We start from the raw sequence: 15980 nt of genomic DNA on the forward strand, positions 1-15980 counted from the left end.
TTGTTGGTTCTACTTAAATATTTGAAAAATGTGGAATGGTATCGCAGGATGCAACTCTACAAAATTCCACTCTGCGTGCCAGGTATAGGTACTTTCGGTCACCAGATCCTTTACTGCAACCGCATGTCCTTCATTTATTCCCAGTTCATCTAGTGGCAACTGTACATAACCCTGTTGCACGTAATAAGGATCAAGGCTTATGATTATTAGTAATTGATTCGTTTTATCTTCATTCCATTTATAGAAGGCCATTATACCTTCATTCTGTATCTCGCAAAATTTTATATTATTAGTCTGCTGCAATGCAGGATGATGATGTCTTATAGAATTTATTTTTGAAATAAGCCTGCCCAATTTATTCTCATGTTCCCAATCCCAGTGATTAATCTGATACTTTTCAGAATGCATATATTCCTCTTTGCCGGGAACGGCATCTGAAACCATAAATTCATAAACAGGCCCATATAATCCAATATTCCCGCTTAAAGTTGCTGCCAGGGCATAGCGTATGAGATGTTGCGATTCATTAGCTCCCTGCATATGATATGCATTTATATCTGGGGTATTTGGCCAAAAATTAGGTCTAAAATATTCTTTCTGTTTGGTTTGTGTTAGTTCATTCATGTAGGTCGTAAGCTCCTGCTTACTTGTACGCCAGGTAAAATAAGTATACGATTGAGAATAACCCTGTTTAGCCAATTGTTGCATGATCTTAGGTCTTGAAAAAGCTTCGGCAAGGAATAACACATCAGGGTGTTTTTTCTTTATTTCGGCAATAAACCAATTCCAGAAATAAAAAGGCTTAGTATGCGGATTATCAACTCTGAAAATTTTCACACCAAAATCAATCCAGTGCAGGGCAACACTTAAAAGTTCTTCCCAAAGGCTTTTAAAATCGGGCGTATCCCAATTAAAATTGACTATATCCTGGTACTTTTTTGGCGGGTTCTCAGCATATTGCATTGTGCCGTCAGGTCGTTTTTTAAACCATTCCGGATGTTCTGTTAAATATGGATGATCTGGTGCACATTGAAAAGCTAAATCCATCGCAATTTCGATTCCACGCTCATTCGCATTTTTAATAAGATCTCTAAAGTCCTGCTCAGTACCTAATTCAGGGTGTATTGATTTATGACCTCCTAATTTTGAACCTATGGCCCAGGGCACACCACTATCGCCTTCCTGTGCATTTGTAGCATTATTTTTTCCCTTTCTATTTTTTTCTCCAATGGGGTGAATGGGCGGAAAATACAAGGTATCAAAACCCATGGCTGCCACTCGTGGCAACAGTCTCTCACAGTCTTTAAACGTCCCGTGTTTGCCCGGCTCCTGCGATGCAGATCTGGGGAAAAATTCATACCACGTACTAAAACCAGCTTTCTTTCTATCTACATACACTTCAAGTATGTCGCTTTCATTTGCTAAATGGCGAATGGGATAATGAAAAAACAGATCATGTAGTCTTTCTGTGGTAGCAATAGATATTGCTTCATCATAGTGACTCTCATCACTAAATACTGCCTTTGCACCTTGCAAAAATTCTACCTCATAATTCTGTACTTGCGGAATGAGAGCATCAAGATGTTTTAAACCATCAAGAAGTTCACTTTTTACATGCTGCCCGTCTTTTATCTTTACCTCTATACCGTGTTGCCAATTAAGAGCATCATCTATCCATCCTTTTATTTTGTAATCATAAAAACCTTGTTTTTCTACCTTAAAAGTGGCTGTATATTCATCATTATTGACAAAATCAAGACGAACGGTTTTCCACTCTTTTTCAGACTTAGGCTTATAGCAAACTTCAGCTTGCAAAACGTCATGACCATCACCTAAAACATCTGCAGTGACGGTGACTGACTCACCAATTACTCGTTTAATAAAAAAAGCCCCACCTTGTAGTTGCGGAGCTATATTTTCAATTATAATGCGTTGTTGTCTCAAGAGATAAATAAGTTGGTTAATGCTTTTTAAAAATAGGGATAATATCTAACATATCCACATTATTGTCCGTAATCCATTGATAGTTTATAATATTTTTTGGCTTTAAGTTAGACTTTTGTTAAAACAGTTAAGCTTCAGTTTAGTTGGCATTCTCTTTGACTAATTTTATACAAAAATACCTATGAAAGAACTCTTGGTTGCTTTTATTTGCATCACATTTATAGGTTGCAATGGCAACGCTCAGGAAAAGAAAAAACCTTTCCCTATACAAAAAACCGATTCTGAATGGAAAGCTGAACTCTCTGCGGCAGAATATAATATTTTAAGAGAAGAAGGCACAGAGCGCGCTTTCTCAAGTGATTTGTTACGTATTAAAGAGAAAGGCACCTATGTTTGTGCAGCCTGTGGAACTCCGGTTTTTGAAAGTCAATATAAATTTGACAGCGGTACTGGATGGCCTTCTTTTGACAGAGCCGTAGAGGGCAATGTAGAATATTCTACAGATCGCAAATTAGGTTACACACGCACAGAAGAACATTGCGCGCAATGTGGCGGTCATCTGGGTCACGTATTTAATGATGGCCCTAGAAATACTACTGGCAAAAGGCACTGTATAAATGGTGCAGCCCTAAATTTTATACCTTCTAAATAAAAATAACTAATGAAAAAATATCCTGTAGAAAAATCAGAAGCCGAGTGGAAAGAGCTTCTGGGTGAAGAGCAGTACCACGTACTAAGACAAAAAGGAACAGAACGCCCGCATACGGGTAAATACAACCTTCATTTTGCAGATGGCACATATCACTGCGCTGCTTGTGATGCAAAACTTTTTGAAAGCAATAGCAAGTTTGAAAGTAGTTGTGGCTGGCCTAGTTTTGATGAAGCGATAGATGGTGCGGTTGAGTATGTAAGAGATACAACTTTTGGCATGGTGCGTACAGAAATCTTATGCGCAAATTGCGGAAGTCATCTGGGTCATGTTTTTGATGACGGTCCTACACAAACAGGACAGCGCTATTGCATAAATTCCGCTAGCATTGACTTTGAGAATTAAGGCACTTGTTTTTTTTTTGGAACAGATGTTGATTACACTTATTAAATTTAACTAAATACAATTATGAAAAAAATTTTTATACTCTTTAGCGTATTAGCCGCAGGTCTAATTTCCTGTGAAGGTGATCAGGGACCACAAGGCCCTCCCGGTTATGATGGTGTAGATGCAGAGATGCCTGCAATATTTGAAGTCGAAAATGTAAATTACGATTATGAAGCAGATAACAACCTATGGTCTACACTTTTAACTTATAGCGATTTTACAGATTTTGAAGTGTTTGAGAATGATGTTGTTCTTGTTTATCGTTTAGATTCTACTGTTGAGCTTAATGATGGCAGCACTGCAGATGCATGGAGCTTGATGCCTCAAAATTTCTTTCTGGATAAAGGCACCATACAATATGTATACAATCATACGTTTTTAGATACAGAGTTATTTATAGATGGTGATCACGACCTTGCAGATCTTGACACGGGATTTACAGATAATCAGGTTATACGAGTTGCTATAATCCCTGCCTTAATGGCGAAAGATTTTAATGGTGATTATTCTAATTTCAGTGATGTGATGGGTGCGTTAAAACTATCTGAAGCAGAGGTTACAAAAGTTCAGATGTAGATTATATAAAATATTCTTGTAGAAGGCTTGCTCGCGGTCGCTTTAAGCGTCGTCTGCAAGCCTTTTCTTTTGTAATTAATTAGTAATTTTTAGCCTTATTTCCCCGATTTTCATATCATATTGACCGATTTTTAGAAAGCCTTCTCTCTTTTAGTTTAGGTTAATAATGCGTAAATTCGTGGCTTAATTTTGACCAAAAAATATGAGCAAGTTCGATATCATTGTTTTAGGAAGTGGCCCGGGAGGTTATGTAACCGCTATTCGCGCCTCACAGTTAGGTTTTAAGACCGCAATTGTAGAAAAAGAAAGTCTGGGTGGTGTTTGTCTTAACTGGGGATGTATTCCTACAAAAGCACTTTTAAAAAGCGCGCAGGTTTTTGAATACCTAAAACATGCTGAAGATTATGGCTTAAAGGTAGACGGTGCAGACAAAGATTTTAGTGCAGTTGTAAAACGAAGCAGAGATGTAGCAGACGGAATGAGCAAAGGTGTTCAATTCCTGATGAAAAAAAATAAAATTGAAGTTATCAACGGTTATGGGAAACTAAAACCCGGAAAGAAAATAGATGTTGATGGCACAGAATATAGTGCAGACCACATCATAATTGCAACGGGCGCAAAATCTCGCGAACTGCCTAATCTTAAACAAGACGGCAAGAAAGTTATAGGTTACCGTGAAGCAATGACTTTAAAAGAGCAGCCTAAAAAGATGATCGTTGTAGGTTCTGGAGCTATAGGTGTTGAGTTTGCAAACTTCTACAACTCTATGGGCACAGAAGTTACTATTGTAGAGTTTTTACCTACGTTGGTTCCGCTTGAAGATGAAGAAGTATCAAAGCAATTTGAGCGTTCTTTTAAAAAGGCAGGTATTAAAGTTATGACCAATTCTTCAGTAGAGTCTGTAGACACTTCTGGAGACGGTGTGGTAGCAACCGTAAAAACTCAAAAAGGAGAAGAAAAATTAGAAGCAGATGTAGTTCTTTCTGCCGTAGGTATTAAAACCAATATTGAGAATATAGGTCTTGAAGATGTGGGCATTATCACAGACAGAGATAAGATTGTAGTTAATGACTGGTATAATACAAATATGCCGGGTTATTATGCAATTGGCGATGTTACCCACGGCCCTGCTCTGGCTCACGTAGCCTCTGCAGAAGGTATAATCTGCGTAGAGAAAATAAAAGGTATGCATGTATCAAAACTTGATTATGGCAACATACCGGGATGTACATATGCTTCACCAGAAATTGCTTCTGTAGGTATGACAGAAAAACAAGCCAAAGAAGCGGGTTATGACATTAAAGTAGGTAAATTCCCGTTCTCGGCTTCAGGTAAAGCAAGTGCTTCCGGAAACAAAGAAGGTTTTGTAAAAGTTATTTTTGATGCTAAATATGGTGAATGGTTAGGATGCCATATGATTGGTGCCGGCGTGACCGATATGATCGCTGAAGCTGTTTTAGGCAGAAAACTTGAGACTACAGGTCATGAAGTTCTTAAGGCTGTTCACCCGCACCCTACTATGAGTGAGGCTGTGATGGAAGCTGTAGCGGCTGCTTACGATGAAGTGATTCACTTATAAGTCAATACATATATATAAAACAAAAAACTCCGAAGCTTACTTCGGAGTTTTTTTATGCTTCAATAGTATTTTTTATAGAAAACTTTGAATGGCGAGCTCATAACTTTTGAGTCCGAATCCTAAAATTATTCCTTTGGCTTTAGGCGAAATATAAGAATGATGTCTAAATTCTTCTCTGGCAAATGTGTTAGAAATATGCACTTCTATTACAGGTGTTTTAATTGCGGCAATGGCATCACCTATCCCTACAGAAGTATGCGTATAGGCAGCTGCGTTGAGCACAATGCCATCAAATTCATCATCAGCCTGCTGAATTTTTGTAATTAAATCTCCTTCATTATTTGACTGAAAATAAGAGAGCTCTGTCTCCTTAAACTGAAACTGCAGCTTAGAAAAATAATCTTCAAAAGACTGACTCCCATAGACATCAGGCTCACGTTTACCCAGAAGATTAAGATTGGGACCGTTTATTATAAGTATCTTTAATTCTTTACTCATCAATACAAATTTAAAGTTTTAAATGTACCCGTTTTAATCGCATAAAAAAAGAATCGGGGGCCGCTTAATAAAAAGTAGCCCTAAAGGCATTAAAATCGGTAAATAAGTGAGATATAAAAGGTATTAAATCTTGAGGCATAATCATCTGGCATCGTATTAAATTTGTTTGTGATACCAAAAGAATATCGACCTTCTATCAAAAGAGAATTTGAGATCTCGTATTGCAAACCAATACCTAAACCTACACCAAAACTATTAAGATCTTTACCGGTTTCATCTATAAAAAAGTTTGCCTCTGGTCCTGCTACCAGACTAAATCTAGAATCACCAAGCTTTTGATCTGCATCAAATTCTGACAGCGTTCTTGGCAATACTTCTTGTGCTGAAGTCGAACTGATTGAATATACGAAAATGCAAAAGGCAATATATAGTTTATACATAAATTATTATATAAAATAATTTAATTGAAGTTAGAGCTTTTCACTTCATATAAAGGACTTTATTAAAGTTATACCGTTTCACAAATTACAAAACAAAAAAAGCACCCTTATGGGTGCTTTTAATTTGATTTCAGTGAAAATTATTTAAAACATAAAACCTACTCCCACCTGAAAGGTAGAATTATGTGCGTCGCTGTCTTCAAAAGTTTCGGTAAAACCGTAGTTGTAACGACCCTGAATTAAAAATCCGTTAGCAAACTTATACTCAAGACCAGCTGCACCGCCAAATTCAAAATCCTGTGCAGAATCAAGATCAAAATCTCCCTCATCATCATTAGGCTGAGAATCTATTTCTTCATTTACTTTAAAGTTGAAAGATGGACCTGCCTGTAAACTCAAACCGTCTACTAAATATATTTTAGCAAGTACAGGTACCTGTACATAATCAAGTTGATACTCTACATTTTGATCATTATCAAGTGCATTATCCTGATCAAATCTTACAGCATCAAACCCCTGTCCCGAATACAAAACCTCTGGCTGAATAGAAAAACGTTCTGATAAAGGAACCTCTGCCAATAAACCTACATTAAAACTCGTTCTTGAGTCTGGACTGTCAAAGTCATCACCTGTAATCGTCGCAAAATTAACACCACCTTTTACACCAAATTGTACAAATTCCTGAGCGTTAGCCGCTCCGGTTCCTAATACTAATACTGTTGCTAATGCAATAAGCTTTTTCATAATTTTAATTTTTAAATTTATACAAATCTAATGGCTCAATTTATTTAGCGGTAATAAGAAAAACCTAAATGATTATTAAAAATCTCTTAATCTTACTTACTTTTATAGCGTGAATTGGGCACAAGCACTTACAGATTATAAGCATTATTTAAAACTGGAAAAAGGTCTAGCGAGCAATTCTATCGTGAATTATGCTCTGGATATCAATAAATTAATAGGCTGGTTAAAGAGTGTAAATTCTACATCAAATCCTCTCACTATTTCTCATGAGACCGTCCAGCAGTTTATTTATGACACGGCAAAAAAAGTTAATGCAAGATCGCAGGCCAGAATTATTTCTGGCTTAAAAGGTTTTTTTGATTATCTCGTTTTTGAAGATTACAGAACAGATAATCCTACAGATCTTATAGAATCACCTAAAATAGGTAGAAAACTGCCCGATACGCTTTCATTAAATGAGATCGATAAAATTATAAACACAATAGATCTTAGTTCGCCACAAGGGGAGCGCAATCGCGCAATGCTTGAGACTTTATATGGGTGTGGCCTACGCGTTTCTGAACTACTTGATCTCAAATTATCTGACCTTTATTTTAAAGAAGGGTATATTCTTGTAACTGGTAAGGGAGACAAACAGCGGTTTGTGCCTATTGCCCCTTTGACACAGAGGTATATTAATATTTACAAAGATCAGGTACGGGTTCATCAAGAAGCAAAACCTGAATTTCTTGATACGCTTTTTTTGAACCGGAGAGGAGCACGACTTACCAGAGCGATGGTTTTTACCATTATAAAAAATCTAGCGAAAGAAGCAGGAGTTAAGAAAAGTATCAGTCCACATACTTTTAGACATTCGTTTGCTTCCCATTTGTTAAAAAATGGCGCAGATCTTAGAGCTATACAGCAGATGTTAGGTCATGAAAGTATAACCACAACAGAAATCTATATGCATGCTGATCGCTCACAACTTGCAGATATTATGGAAAAATTTCATCCCAGAAAGGATATGTAATTCTTTAATATGCCTTTCTAGTTACTAGCTGTATAAGAAGCATCATTTATCTCGATCCAGTAACCATCAGGATCCTGCACATAGATCTGTCGCACGCCATCTGGTCGCAAACTTGTTTCTTTGCTATCTCCTAGCCAATTAATATAATCAACATTATTATCTTTTAAATATGCTATAAAGGCATCAATATCGCTCAAATTGAGTGAAAAATGGAGTGCTTTAGGCGTAGCTTCTATTTCACTTTTGTCTGATTTTATCAAGTGTAATTGATGGTGATTACCCAGATCAAACCAGCGTAATGTAGGATTGTCTGCCGGCGTAGGTATAGGGTGTAACTGCAAAATGCGCTGGTAGAAGTCTACACTTTTATCAAGATCTGAAACCGAAAGAGCTGTGTGATCAAATTGCAGGTTAAACGATTGCGCTGATAATAAACATCCGCAAAAAAGCATGAAGATTAAAGAATAGATTTTCATAATACGGTTTAAGATTGTTTGATTCTATGTGAAAATTTAGCTTGTCTTAATAGGCACCCATATTTCCTCTTCAGATTCGGGATGATCTGGGCCGTAATATTTTTCTCCCAATCGTTCAAAATGAGCCCGGGCATCAAGTTCATATTTAGAATTGGGTAACCAGGTACCATAGATATAGTTTGACGTGTTAACGAAAGTTTTCACCGGTCCCACATGGGTGAATACAGCATACGTACCACCAGCAAGAATGCGCTTAGACATCCCCGCAGGTAAGTCATTAAAATGCTTTACTTCTACTACCGCCCATCTTTCAAATTTAGTTTCCTCTGTAAATTCTTCAACTTTAAAATCTTCGGGATAGATCTGCATGGAGTAAAAACCTGGCTGTGCAATATCTTTAATCTCTTTATGCCTTGCCATAAAGTTCTGCCATAAAGCTGCCGTTTCATCAAACGATATAGATGTTGTTATACACATGCCAACTAATTTGCGCTCAGGAATCGTAACTATCTCAGGTTTCATACCTAAAAATAAATATTCCGATCCGTTTTTAGCTCTATTTTAACCGATTTCAGGAGAAAAAAGACCGATTTTTAAATCTTAAAAAGATAATCCCAGATTAATTACGGCTTCATCATCAAGATCATAACTGTAACCGCGCCAGTAGGTAGACTGTTTACCGTTATATTTCCAGACTACTTCTCCAGCAATCGTTACTTCCCAATAACCATAATCACCTTCACAGATCATCGTGTTACCATTGCTTAAGCGAGTAACGCCAGAAAGCTTTCCATAAAACATATCAGGATCTGTAAAGCTCCACACCACCTCCGGCTCATTATCTGCATTAGCCACTAGTTTATAATCTGCAGGCATTGCAAGTTCATAAGCGGTTGACTGTTCTACGTTTGTACCGTTATTATAAATTAGCATGTTACCTGCTCCTACTTCATCATTTTGTAAAAAGTTAGGATAGTGATTGTTAAAGAATCGTCTTGCGCCCTGAGCATTATTATATACTTCAGGATTACCAAAACGATAAATAAGATCGCCGCCTTTACCATAGGACCCGCCTGTACTTTGCATCGCTTCTAAAGTTGAAGTACTGTGATCTACAACCCAAACTTCACTTAATGCATTTACACTTACAAAGATCACGTCTTTTACAGAATCGTAATCAATACCGTTAGCATGAGTTACATCTCCGTCATCAGGCAGATTGTAATTAAAGTTGATCTTATTAGGATTATCTGCAACTACACCATAGGTAGAAAGATTTTCATCTGCTTCTTGTACTAAATGTTCCCAACTGCGCCACTGCCATACTATTTGCCTACTGTCTCTATTGATCTCAATTAACTTTTCAGGATAGATAGGAACCGTAGTTACAATACCTTTTGAATTTGCCTCTTCTACAGTGATTTTTTCCCAAACCATAAATAGAAGATTTCCGTTTGGTAAGAGTTCAACATCGTGATGGCATATTTCATTTTCAGTTGAATAGGTGTACTCCCATGCTATAGAATTGTCTGGGTTTATAAATCTAATCACTCCGCCATAACCACCTAAAGTAAAAGCAGGATCAGGAATTTTAAACATACCCAAGAGTTGACCATTATCAAGCAATTCCAGATCATTGCCCAGACTAAGGTCAAATTCCCATTCATGAAGAGGATTTCCTTTTTTTGTAATAAGTGAAGCTGTAGTGCCGCCATTTTCCATTATAAGCGTGAGATTATCGTGCACAAGCTCTGCATTGTATACTTCTACTTCTTCTGCGGTTTCTTCCTCAGATACTGGGTTGCTGCCGTCTGGTATTTCACCTTCTACATTAGTATCATCATTGTTACTGCAACTAAATAGTACAAGAAAACTTATAATGAGTAAAAAATCTTTCTTCATGAATAAATTGGGATTAATCTTATAAAATAACTCTAAGTAACTACTTTATTTCAAATTCTTTAGGATGCGTGGCACCTTTCAAATTTTCAACAAAATAATCCCAACGACGTCGCATCATATAATCACTGTCACTCCCATAACCGTGTCTTGCATGAGGAAATATTATCAGGTCAAAATCTTTGTTGGCTTTTATTAAGGCATCAACTACAAGATAGGTATTGTATGGCGGCACATTATCATCTACAGCGCCATGTGCCAGGAGTAACTTGCCCTTAAGATTTGCAGCAAAATTTTGATTGGCCTGGTCTTCATAATTTGATTTACCTGAAGAATCTTTAGTCAACAATCCTATATAACGCTCACCCCAGTCGTCCTCATAATTACGATTATCGTGATTACCAGATTCTGAAATGCCTACTTTATAAAATTCCGGGTAGCGAAACATCGCCGCAGCCGTTGCATAACCGCCGCCAGAATGACCCCAAATACCCACGCGATTCAAGTCGAAGTACTTGTATTTTTCTGCCAACTGTTTTATTCCTGAGATTTGATCATCAAGTGTATTGTCTGCCATATTGCCGTAGCAAACATCATGAAAAGATTTTGAGCGCCCGGGATTACATGTACCGTCTATAACAATAACCACAAAACCTAGTTCTGCCAAAGCCTGATGATCGCGACGCGCGGCAGAAAATGACCTGCTTCCTACCCCGCCACCTTGAGGACCGGGATAAATATAATTTACAACAGGATATTTTTTACTTGTATCCAGATTTGTAGGAGTAAACATTAAGCCATATAAATCCCAGCGGCCATCGCGAGATTTTACTTTTATGGGCTGCGGCGGTTTCCAGCCGGTTGCTTCTAGTTGTGAGATATCTGCCTGCTCTAATTTTAAAAGAAGTTTACCGCTGTCATTGCGCAAAACAGAAACGGGAGCAACATCAGGCTGTGAATAATTATCTACAAAATAATTGCCTTTCGGCGAAAGAGAAACAGCATGATTTCCACTTTCTGGAGTTAATAATTTAAGGCGTTTCCCATTAAAATCAACACGGTAAAAATGACTAAAATAAGGATCTTCGTCCTTTTCTCTTCCGTTAGCATTAAAGTAAAGTACTCTGTTTTTTTGATCTACTTTTTCAAGACTGGTAACGACAAAATCTCCCGTAGTGATCTGATTTTTTAATTTCCCGGTAGTTGCATCATATAAATATAAATGCCCCCAGTTGTCTCTTTCAGAATACCAGATTATCTCATTAGAATCTGGTAGATAATGCCAGTTTACTGTACCCTGACCAGACTCATATTGGGTATCAATTTTCTCTTCAAAAATTTCTTTTACAGCTCCGGTTTCAGCATCTGCAATGCGCATTTTTTCGACCTTATGATCACGCGAAGTAGACACAAATGCAAGTTTGGTTGCGTCCTCATTCCATTCATTATCATCAAAAGAACCTGAGCAGGCAATATCATCACACAAAGTACCTCTGCGAGGATCTGCCGGCATTTGTAATCGCACTACCTCTTTATTAGGCACATCAATGATCACCCGGTGTATACGAATGATATCTTCATCATCAGGAATAGGATATTTCCAAGTTTGCAACTTTGGCGCGCCCACTGTTGTTTGCACTAAATACATATCGCTTACATGCCGCTGATCCTGCTGAAAAGTCGCTATTTTTTTAGAATCTGGAGACCAGAGCAGAATGGGGCGATCGCTATGTTTCCATCCGGCATTGTCTGTCGCGTAACCAAAGTCTTTTATCCCATCTGAGGTCAACTGAGTTTCTTCACCGCTTTTTACATCTCGCACCCACAAATTGTAATCTTTTATAAATGCCGACTGTGTGCCGTCTGGCGAAATCACCTCTGGTGCAAATCTTCTTATCGTATTATCATCCTGTAAATTTAGTTTCGCAAAGAGAGCAGCTCTATCAGGGAAGGTTTCTCGTGAAGCAGACTTAGGATCAACAAGCACATATTGCTGGCCATTCTCTGTATCTACCTGATACCAGAATTTACCATCTTCAAGCCAGGCAGGTCTTACATTATCATGGTAAACCAGCTTGTTTGTGGCAGGTCTCAAAAACTGAACTGCTCGCTCATAATCTGCTGTAGTAACTGCTGGCTGATTTTCTTGCTGTGCAACCGATTTTAAGCCGAAAAAGGCGATAATTGCTACTGTTATTAGGGGTTTTATCATGTTTTAATTCTATATTTTAATATCACAACTTCTTAGCCTCTTCCCAGAAAACATCCATCTCTGCAAGGGTCATATCTTTTAATTCTTTGCTGTTTGCTTTAGCTTTCTCTTCCAGGTATTGAAAGCGCTTAATGAATTTTTTATTGGTGCGCTCAAGAGCACTTTCGGGATCTACTTTGAGAAAACGGGCGTAATTGATCATTGAGAAAAGCACATCGCCAAATTCGGCTTCTATTTTCTCCTGGTCATTAACTCGTACTTCGTGTTGTAGTTCGTCAAGTTCTTCTTTTACTTTCTCAAAAACCTGTTGTGGCTCTTCCCAGTCAAAACCCACCCCAGCTACCTTATCCTGTATACGGCTTGCTTTTACAAGTGCCGGCAAAGAGCGCGGCACTCCTTCTAAAACAGATTTTTTACCTTCTTTCAGTTTTAGGTTTTCCCAGTGGCGCTTAACATCTTCTTCATCTTTTACCTCTACATCACTGTAAATATGAGGATGCCTGCTTATCAATTTCTCACAGATGCCATTAGCGACATCGGCTATATCAAAATCATTTGTTTCGCTGCCTATTTTTGCATAGAATACAATATGTAAAAGAAGGTCACCCAATTCTTTTTTAACCTCTTCAAGGTCATTATCAAGAATGGCGTCACCTAACTCGTAAGTTTCTTCTATTGTAAGATGTCGCAGGGATTGTAGAGTTTGCTTTTTGTCCCAGGGGCACTGCTCTCGCAGTTCGCCCATAATCGTAAGTAAGCGATCTAGCGCTTTTAGCTGTTCAGGTCTGCTATTCATGCTCACGAATTTAGTGTATAAAAACCTGTTTTTTAGTATTAAAATCGGGTAAAATCAAAAGAAATTATACAAATTCATTACGCTCTATAAAAAGATCATTTGCTAAAAAAATCATCAGAAACAACTTTAATGACTTACTCAAATAGATATAAAAATTGAGAACCAATTAGCTGCCTTTTAATTAGCAATCGAATGATTACTAAATTAAATAGGCTATTTCAACACTTATTTTTACTAAAAAAAATCATTTACTATGAATAATCACAATGGATATTTGACTTTACGGTGAAGTGGTAAATTAATATTCGTTAATAGCAAAGTTTTGCAGCTGAACTTCCTTTAGTTTGGAATCAGAAAACAATTCTCGATCAATGGGAAGCCCCTGCACTTATTAAAATTATATCAATGCAATATAAATATGCTAACACCGATTTTCTAAAATAATTAGAAAAATAAAGGAATAACGACCGTAAGAATAAGTATTAATGCTCGACCAGCTCCAGCAAGCTCGCCTCCAACAGCGCTACTCCCTCCTTATTCAGATGGTGCAGGCTACGCTTTAAAGACTGATAAACCACTTTAGAGGGTTTGACCTATGCCTCTGCTCTAAACTTTTGGAAAATCCTGTAGATTTACTTCCGCCGGTTTCTTTTTGCTATCTTAGTTTACAAAACCAAGCTACGAACACATAGCCTAAAACTTTAGCAAAAATTTAAAAAAAATTGAAACGTACAATTGAACAAATCAGGGAACATTACGAAATTGAGAAGGAACTCGCTAGTAGACTAATGCATTCTTCAAAAGAAGAGCGAGAATTTTTATATTCATCCCTTTATAATGAACTATATAGACGCGTCCCTCTTCATCCCCAATTGACCGAAAAAAAAAGTAGTGAACTAACCGATACTTCTGTTTCTTCCCAGCTAGTGTTCTTAAAGCATTTCCTTCGAAAGAACATGACATTTTGTGAGATCGGATCAGGTGATTGTTCACTTTCTTTAGCATTAACGAAAATTATTAATAAAGTTTATGCGGTTGATGTTTCTGAAGAAATATCAAAGGTTAAAGAACTACCTGATAACTTTCATCTCATTCTATCTGATGGAGTAAATATTCTGGTACCTAAAAAAAGCGTTAACTTAGTTTATAGTAATCAATTAATGGAGCATTTACATCCTGAAGATGCGAAAAACCAACTAGTCAACATTTTTAACATTCTTACCGATGATGGGAAGTATATATGCGTAACTCCAAATCGAATTAATGGTCCACATGACATTTCAAAATATTTTGACAGAGTAGCAACTGGGTTCCACTTAAAGGAATATACATTTTCCGAATTAAGGAGTTTGTTTAAAAAAGTTGGATTTATGAAAGTGCAAGGATATTGGGGAGGCAGAGGGATATTCATAAGAACACCCGCCTTTTTAATTATCTTAGTTGAACGTTTATTTAATTATTTCCCATTTTCAATTAAAAAAAATAGATTTAATACAATCCTATCAATAAGAATAGTGGGAATAAAATAATTATATATTATAAAACTTTTGCTAACATTTTGGATAAGGAATGATAGATGATTGATGAATATAAACTTCGTAGTCCGCCCAGATTGTATAGAAGTTTGACAGGAAAGGCCACTCAATCTACCACTAATATACAATCTACCCGCTAGCGATCATTTAAAAAAAACTAACAATTTCTCAAATCATGAAAAAAATAGAATTTATTGAGCAGATAAAGGCCTCTTCAAAATTAGTGTATGAAACTATGTTGGGATTAAATGACATAACCACTTATGAGCAATGGACTGCCGAATTCAATCCCACTTCTACATATGAAGGTAGTTGGAACAAAGGAGAAACAATTTATTTCATCGGGACAGATGAAAACGGTAAACGTGGTGGAATGGTTTCTGAAATTGCGGAAAATATACCATTTGAATTCGTTTCAATAAAACACAACTGAATTCTTGATGGTGAAAGTGAAATAACATCTGGTGAACAAGTTGATAATTGGACAGGTGGTCTGGAAAACTATTCGTTTCAGGAAAGCAATGAGATTACAACTGTAAGAGTTGAAATGGAGACGGTAGAGGATTATATCGACTATTTTGTAGAGACATGGCCTAAAGCATTAAACAAGCTTAAAGAAATAATAGAAAACTAAAATCAATTTCTCAAGTGTATAGAAAATAAAAATTTGCTACCACTCTAATTATAAGCCACAGCTTCTACCATGTCCTTTTGAAAATCTTGGTAACTTCTATTGCTGGTTTTTTATCTTAATTGTAAATCTAAGGTAAAGGATGCATACAGTAACAATTGCAATAACGTTCCACAGAGCAATGAAAATACATTCTCAAAATTTAGTAAAAACAAATATTGGATACTGATTGTTATCTTATCTCTGGTTTTGATTTTTGTCGAGGAATTACAAATTGAATTAGAAAATCCAGAAATGTACAAATTTATACGAGCAAGCGGATACTTTCTACAATCGCTATGCTGGATAAAATCATTTTGGTCTACAATACAATCTAATCGAATAAAAAGGAGCAGTAATTTTAAAATTTCTTTACCAAAATCATGAAAATTTGATCAAATTAATAAACTGAAAGTTGATACTATTTGACTTAGTACATTTTGGAAAAATAACATTTCCTTAACCCGAATCAGACATTTTTATGTGTTCGAGATTCTACCCAA

16 protein-coding genes are annotated in these 15980 nt (G+C 36.8%); 7 read left to right on the forward strand and 9 right to left on the reverse strand.

Annotated elements, in window-relative coordinates:
* Positions 1 to 9 precede the first annotated feature (9 nt).
* Entirely contained in the window at positions 10 to 1944 is a 1935-nt protein-coding gene (locus ACH3PA_RS17125; protein ID WP_416442296.1) for an alpha-1,4-glucan--maltose-1-phosphate maltosyltransferase, read from the reverse strand.
* Positions 1945 to 2125: 181 nt separating this feature from the next.
* Between ACH3PA_RS17125 and msrB (ACH3PA_RS17130) the strand changes: the two genes are divergently transcribed.
* The 4 genes from msrB (ACH3PA_RS17130) to lpdA all read left to right on the forward strand — a co-directional run bounded on the left by msrB (ACH3PA_RS17130) (position 2126) and on the right by lpdA (position 5195).
* Complete coding sequence (msrB, locus tag ACH3PA_RS17130; protein ID WP_416442297.1) at positions 2126 to 2596, forward strand: peptide-methionine (R)-S-oxide reductase MsrB; 471 nt, start codon at positions 2126 to 2128, stop codon at positions 2594 to 2596.
* A 9-nt stretch (positions 2597 to 2605) separates the two neighbouring features.
* Positions 2606 to 2998, forward strand: coding sequence for a peptide-methionine (R)-S-oxide reductase MsrB (msrB, locus tag ACH3PA_RS17135; RefSeq protein ID WP_416442298.1), 393 nt, complete (start codon positions 2606 to 2608; stop codon positions 2996 to 2998).
* A gap of 63 nt (positions 2999 to 3061) precedes the next feature.
* Positions 3062 to 3616 carry a collagen-like protein gene (locus ACH3PA_RS17140; RefSeq protein WP_416442299.1) on the forward strand — a complete coding sequence of 185 codons (555 nt, stop codon included), beginning with the start codon at positions 3062 to 3064 and terminating at the stop codon, positions 3614 to 3616.
* 202 nt (positions 3617 to 3818) lie between these two features.
* Complete coding sequence (gene lpdA, locus ACH3PA_RS17145) at positions 3819 to 5195, forward strand: dihydrolipoyl dehydrogenase (protein WP_416442300.1); 1377 nt, start codon at positions 3819 to 3821, stop codon at positions 5193 to 5195.
* A gap of 72 nt (positions 5196 to 5267) precedes the next feature.
* Here the strand turns inward: lpdA and aroQ are convergent, their stop codons facing one another.
* The 3 genes from aroQ to ACH3PA_RS17160 all read right to left on the reverse strand — a co-directional run bounded on the left by aroQ (position 5268) and on the right by ACH3PA_RS17160 (position 6877).
* Complete coding sequence (aroQ, locus tag ACH3PA_RS17150; protein WP_416442301.1) at positions 5268 to 5693, reverse strand: type II 3-dehydroquinate dehydratase; 426 nt, start codon at positions 5691 to 5693, stop codon at positions 5268 to 5270.
* A gap of 89 nt (positions 5694 to 5782) precedes the next feature.
* The gene (locus ACH3PA_RS17155; protein WP_416442302.1) at positions 5783 to 6133 is read right to left on the reverse strand and encodes an outer membrane beta-barrel protein; all 351 of its coding nucleotides are present in this window, start codon (positions 6131 to 6133) and stop codon (positions 5783 to 5785) included.
* 144 nt (positions 6134 to 6277) lie between these two features.
* Complete coding sequence (locus ACH3PA_RS17160; RefSeq protein WP_416442303.1) at positions 6278 to 6877, reverse strand: porin family protein; 600 nt, start codon at positions 6875 to 6877, stop codon at positions 6278 to 6280.
* Positions 6878 to 6986: 109 nt separating this feature from the next.
* On the opposite strand from ACH3PA_RS17160, the gene ACH3PA_RS17165 reads away from it, so the two are divergent.
* On the forward strand, positions 6987 to 7889 hold the full coding sequence (locus tag ACH3PA_RS17165; RefSeq protein ID WP_416442304.1) for a site-specific tyrosine recombinase: 903 nt from the start codon (positions 6987 to 6989) through the stop codon (positions 7887 to 7889).
* Between the two features lie 17 nt (positions 7890 to 7906).
* Here the strand turns inward: ACH3PA_RS17165 and ACH3PA_RS17170 are convergent, their stop codons facing one another.
* From ACH3PA_RS17170 to mazG, 5 genes are all read right to left on the reverse strand, one after another.
* Entirely contained in the window at positions 7907 to 8365 is a 459-nt protein-coding gene (locus ACH3PA_RS17170) for a VOC family protein (RefSeq protein WP_416442305.1), read from the reverse strand.
* Between the two features lie 36 nt (positions 8366 to 8401).
* Positions 8402 to 8887, reverse strand: coding sequence for a GyrI-like domain-containing protein (locus tag ACH3PA_RS17175; protein WP_416442306.1), 486 nt, complete (start codon positions 8885 to 8887; stop codon positions 8402 to 8404).
* Positions 8888 to 8965: 78 nt separating this feature from the next.
* Positions 8966 to 10267, reverse strand: a complete 1302-nt coding sequence (locus tag ACH3PA_RS17180) for an aryl-sulfate sulfotransferase (protein WP_416442307.1) — start codon at positions 10265 to 10267, stop codon at positions 8966 to 8968.
* Positions 10268 to 10307: 40 nt separating this feature from the next.
* Positions 10308 to 12476, reverse strand: a complete 2169-nt coding sequence (locus tag ACH3PA_RS17185; protein ID WP_416442308.1) for a DPP IV N-terminal domain-containing protein — start codon at positions 12474 to 12476, stop codon at positions 10308 to 10310.
* A gap of 22 nt (positions 12477 to 12498) precedes the next feature.
* Positions 12499 to 13272 (reverse strand): nucleoside triphosphate pyrophosphohydrolase, encoded by a 774-nt coding sequence (gene mazG, locus ACH3PA_RS17190; protein ID WP_416442309.1) that lies wholly within the window; start codon positions 13270 to 13272, stop codon positions 12499 to 12501.
* 722 nt (positions 13273 to 13994) lie between these two features.
* Here mazG and ACH3PA_RS17195 point away from each other — a divergent pair.
* Together ACH3PA_RS17195 and ACH3PA_RS17200 are read left to right on the forward strand one after the other, a co-directional pair.
* Complete coding sequence (locus ACH3PA_RS17195; RefSeq protein ID WP_416442310.1) at positions 13995 to 14801, forward strand: class I SAM-dependent methyltransferase; 807 nt, start codon at positions 13995 to 13997, stop codon at positions 14799 to 14801.
* A 181-nt stretch (positions 14802 to 14982) separates the two neighbouring features.
* Positions 14983 to 15240, forward strand: a complete 258-nt coding sequence (locus ACH3PA_RS17200; protein WP_416442311.1) for a hypothetical protein — start codon at positions 14983 to 14985, stop codon at positions 15238 to 15240.
* The last annotated feature ends 740 nt before the right edge of the window (positions 15241 to 15980 follow it).

It is taken from the genome of Leeuwenhoekiella sp. A2, assembly GCF_047946655.1.
Taxonomy (GTDB): domain Bacteria; phylum Bacteroidota; class Bacteroidia; order Flavobacteriales; family Flavobacteriaceae; genus Leeuwenhoekiella.

Excerpts from the sequence above, each read along its gene's own strand:
- msrB (WP_416442297.1), top strand. The coding sequence starts at position 2,126 with ATGAAAGAACTCTTGGTTGCTTTTATTTGCATCACATTTATAGGTTGC.
- msrB (WP_416442298.1), top strand. The coding sequence starts at position 2,606 with ATGAAAAAATATCCTGTAGAAAAATCAGAAGCCGAGTGGAAAGAGCTT.
- ACH3PA_RS17140 (WP_416442299.1), top strand. The coding sequence starts at position 3,062 with ATGAAAAAAATTTTTATACTCTTTAGCGTATTAGCCGCAGGTCTAATT.
- lpdA (WP_416442300.1), top strand. The coding sequence starts at position 3,819 with ATGAGCAAGTTCGATATCATTGTTTTAGGAAGTGGCCCGGGAGGTTAT.
- aroQ (WP_416442301.1), bottom strand. The coding sequence starts at position 5,693 with ATGAGTAAAGAATTAAAGATACTTATAATAAACGGTCCCAATCTTAAT.
- ACH3PA_RS17155 (WP_416442302.1), bottom strand. The coding sequence starts at position 6,133 with ATGTATAAACTATATATTGCCTTTTGCATTTTCGTATATTCAATCAGT.
- ACH3PA_RS17160 (WP_416442303.1), bottom strand. The coding sequence starts at position 6,877 with ATGAAAAAGCTTATTGCATTAGCAACAGTATTAGTATTAGGAACCGGA.
- ACH3PA_RS17170 (WP_416442305.1), bottom strand. The coding sequence starts at position 8,365 with ATGAAAATCTATTCTTTAATCTTCATGCTTTTTTGCGGATGTTTATTA.
- ACH3PA_RS17175 (WP_416442306.1), bottom strand. The coding sequence starts at position 8,887 with ATGAAACCTGAGATAGTTACGATTCCTGAGCGCAAATTAGTTGGCATG.
- ACH3PA_RS17180 (WP_416442307.1), bottom strand. The coding sequence starts at position 10,267 with ATGAAGAAAGATTTTTTACTCATTATAAGTTTTCTTGTACTATTTAGT.
- ACH3PA_RS17185 (WP_416442308.1), bottom strand. The coding sequence starts at position 12,476 with ATGATAAAACCCCTAATAACAGTAGCAATTATCGCCTTTTTCGGCTTA.
- mazG (WP_416442309.1), bottom strand. The coding sequence starts at position 13,272 with ATGAATAGCAGACCTGAACAGCTAAAAGCGCTAGATCGCTTACTTACG.
- ACH3PA_RS17200 (WP_416442311.1), top strand. The coding sequence starts at position 14,983 with ATGAAAAAAATAGAATTTATTGAGCAGATAAAGGCCTCTTCAAAATTA.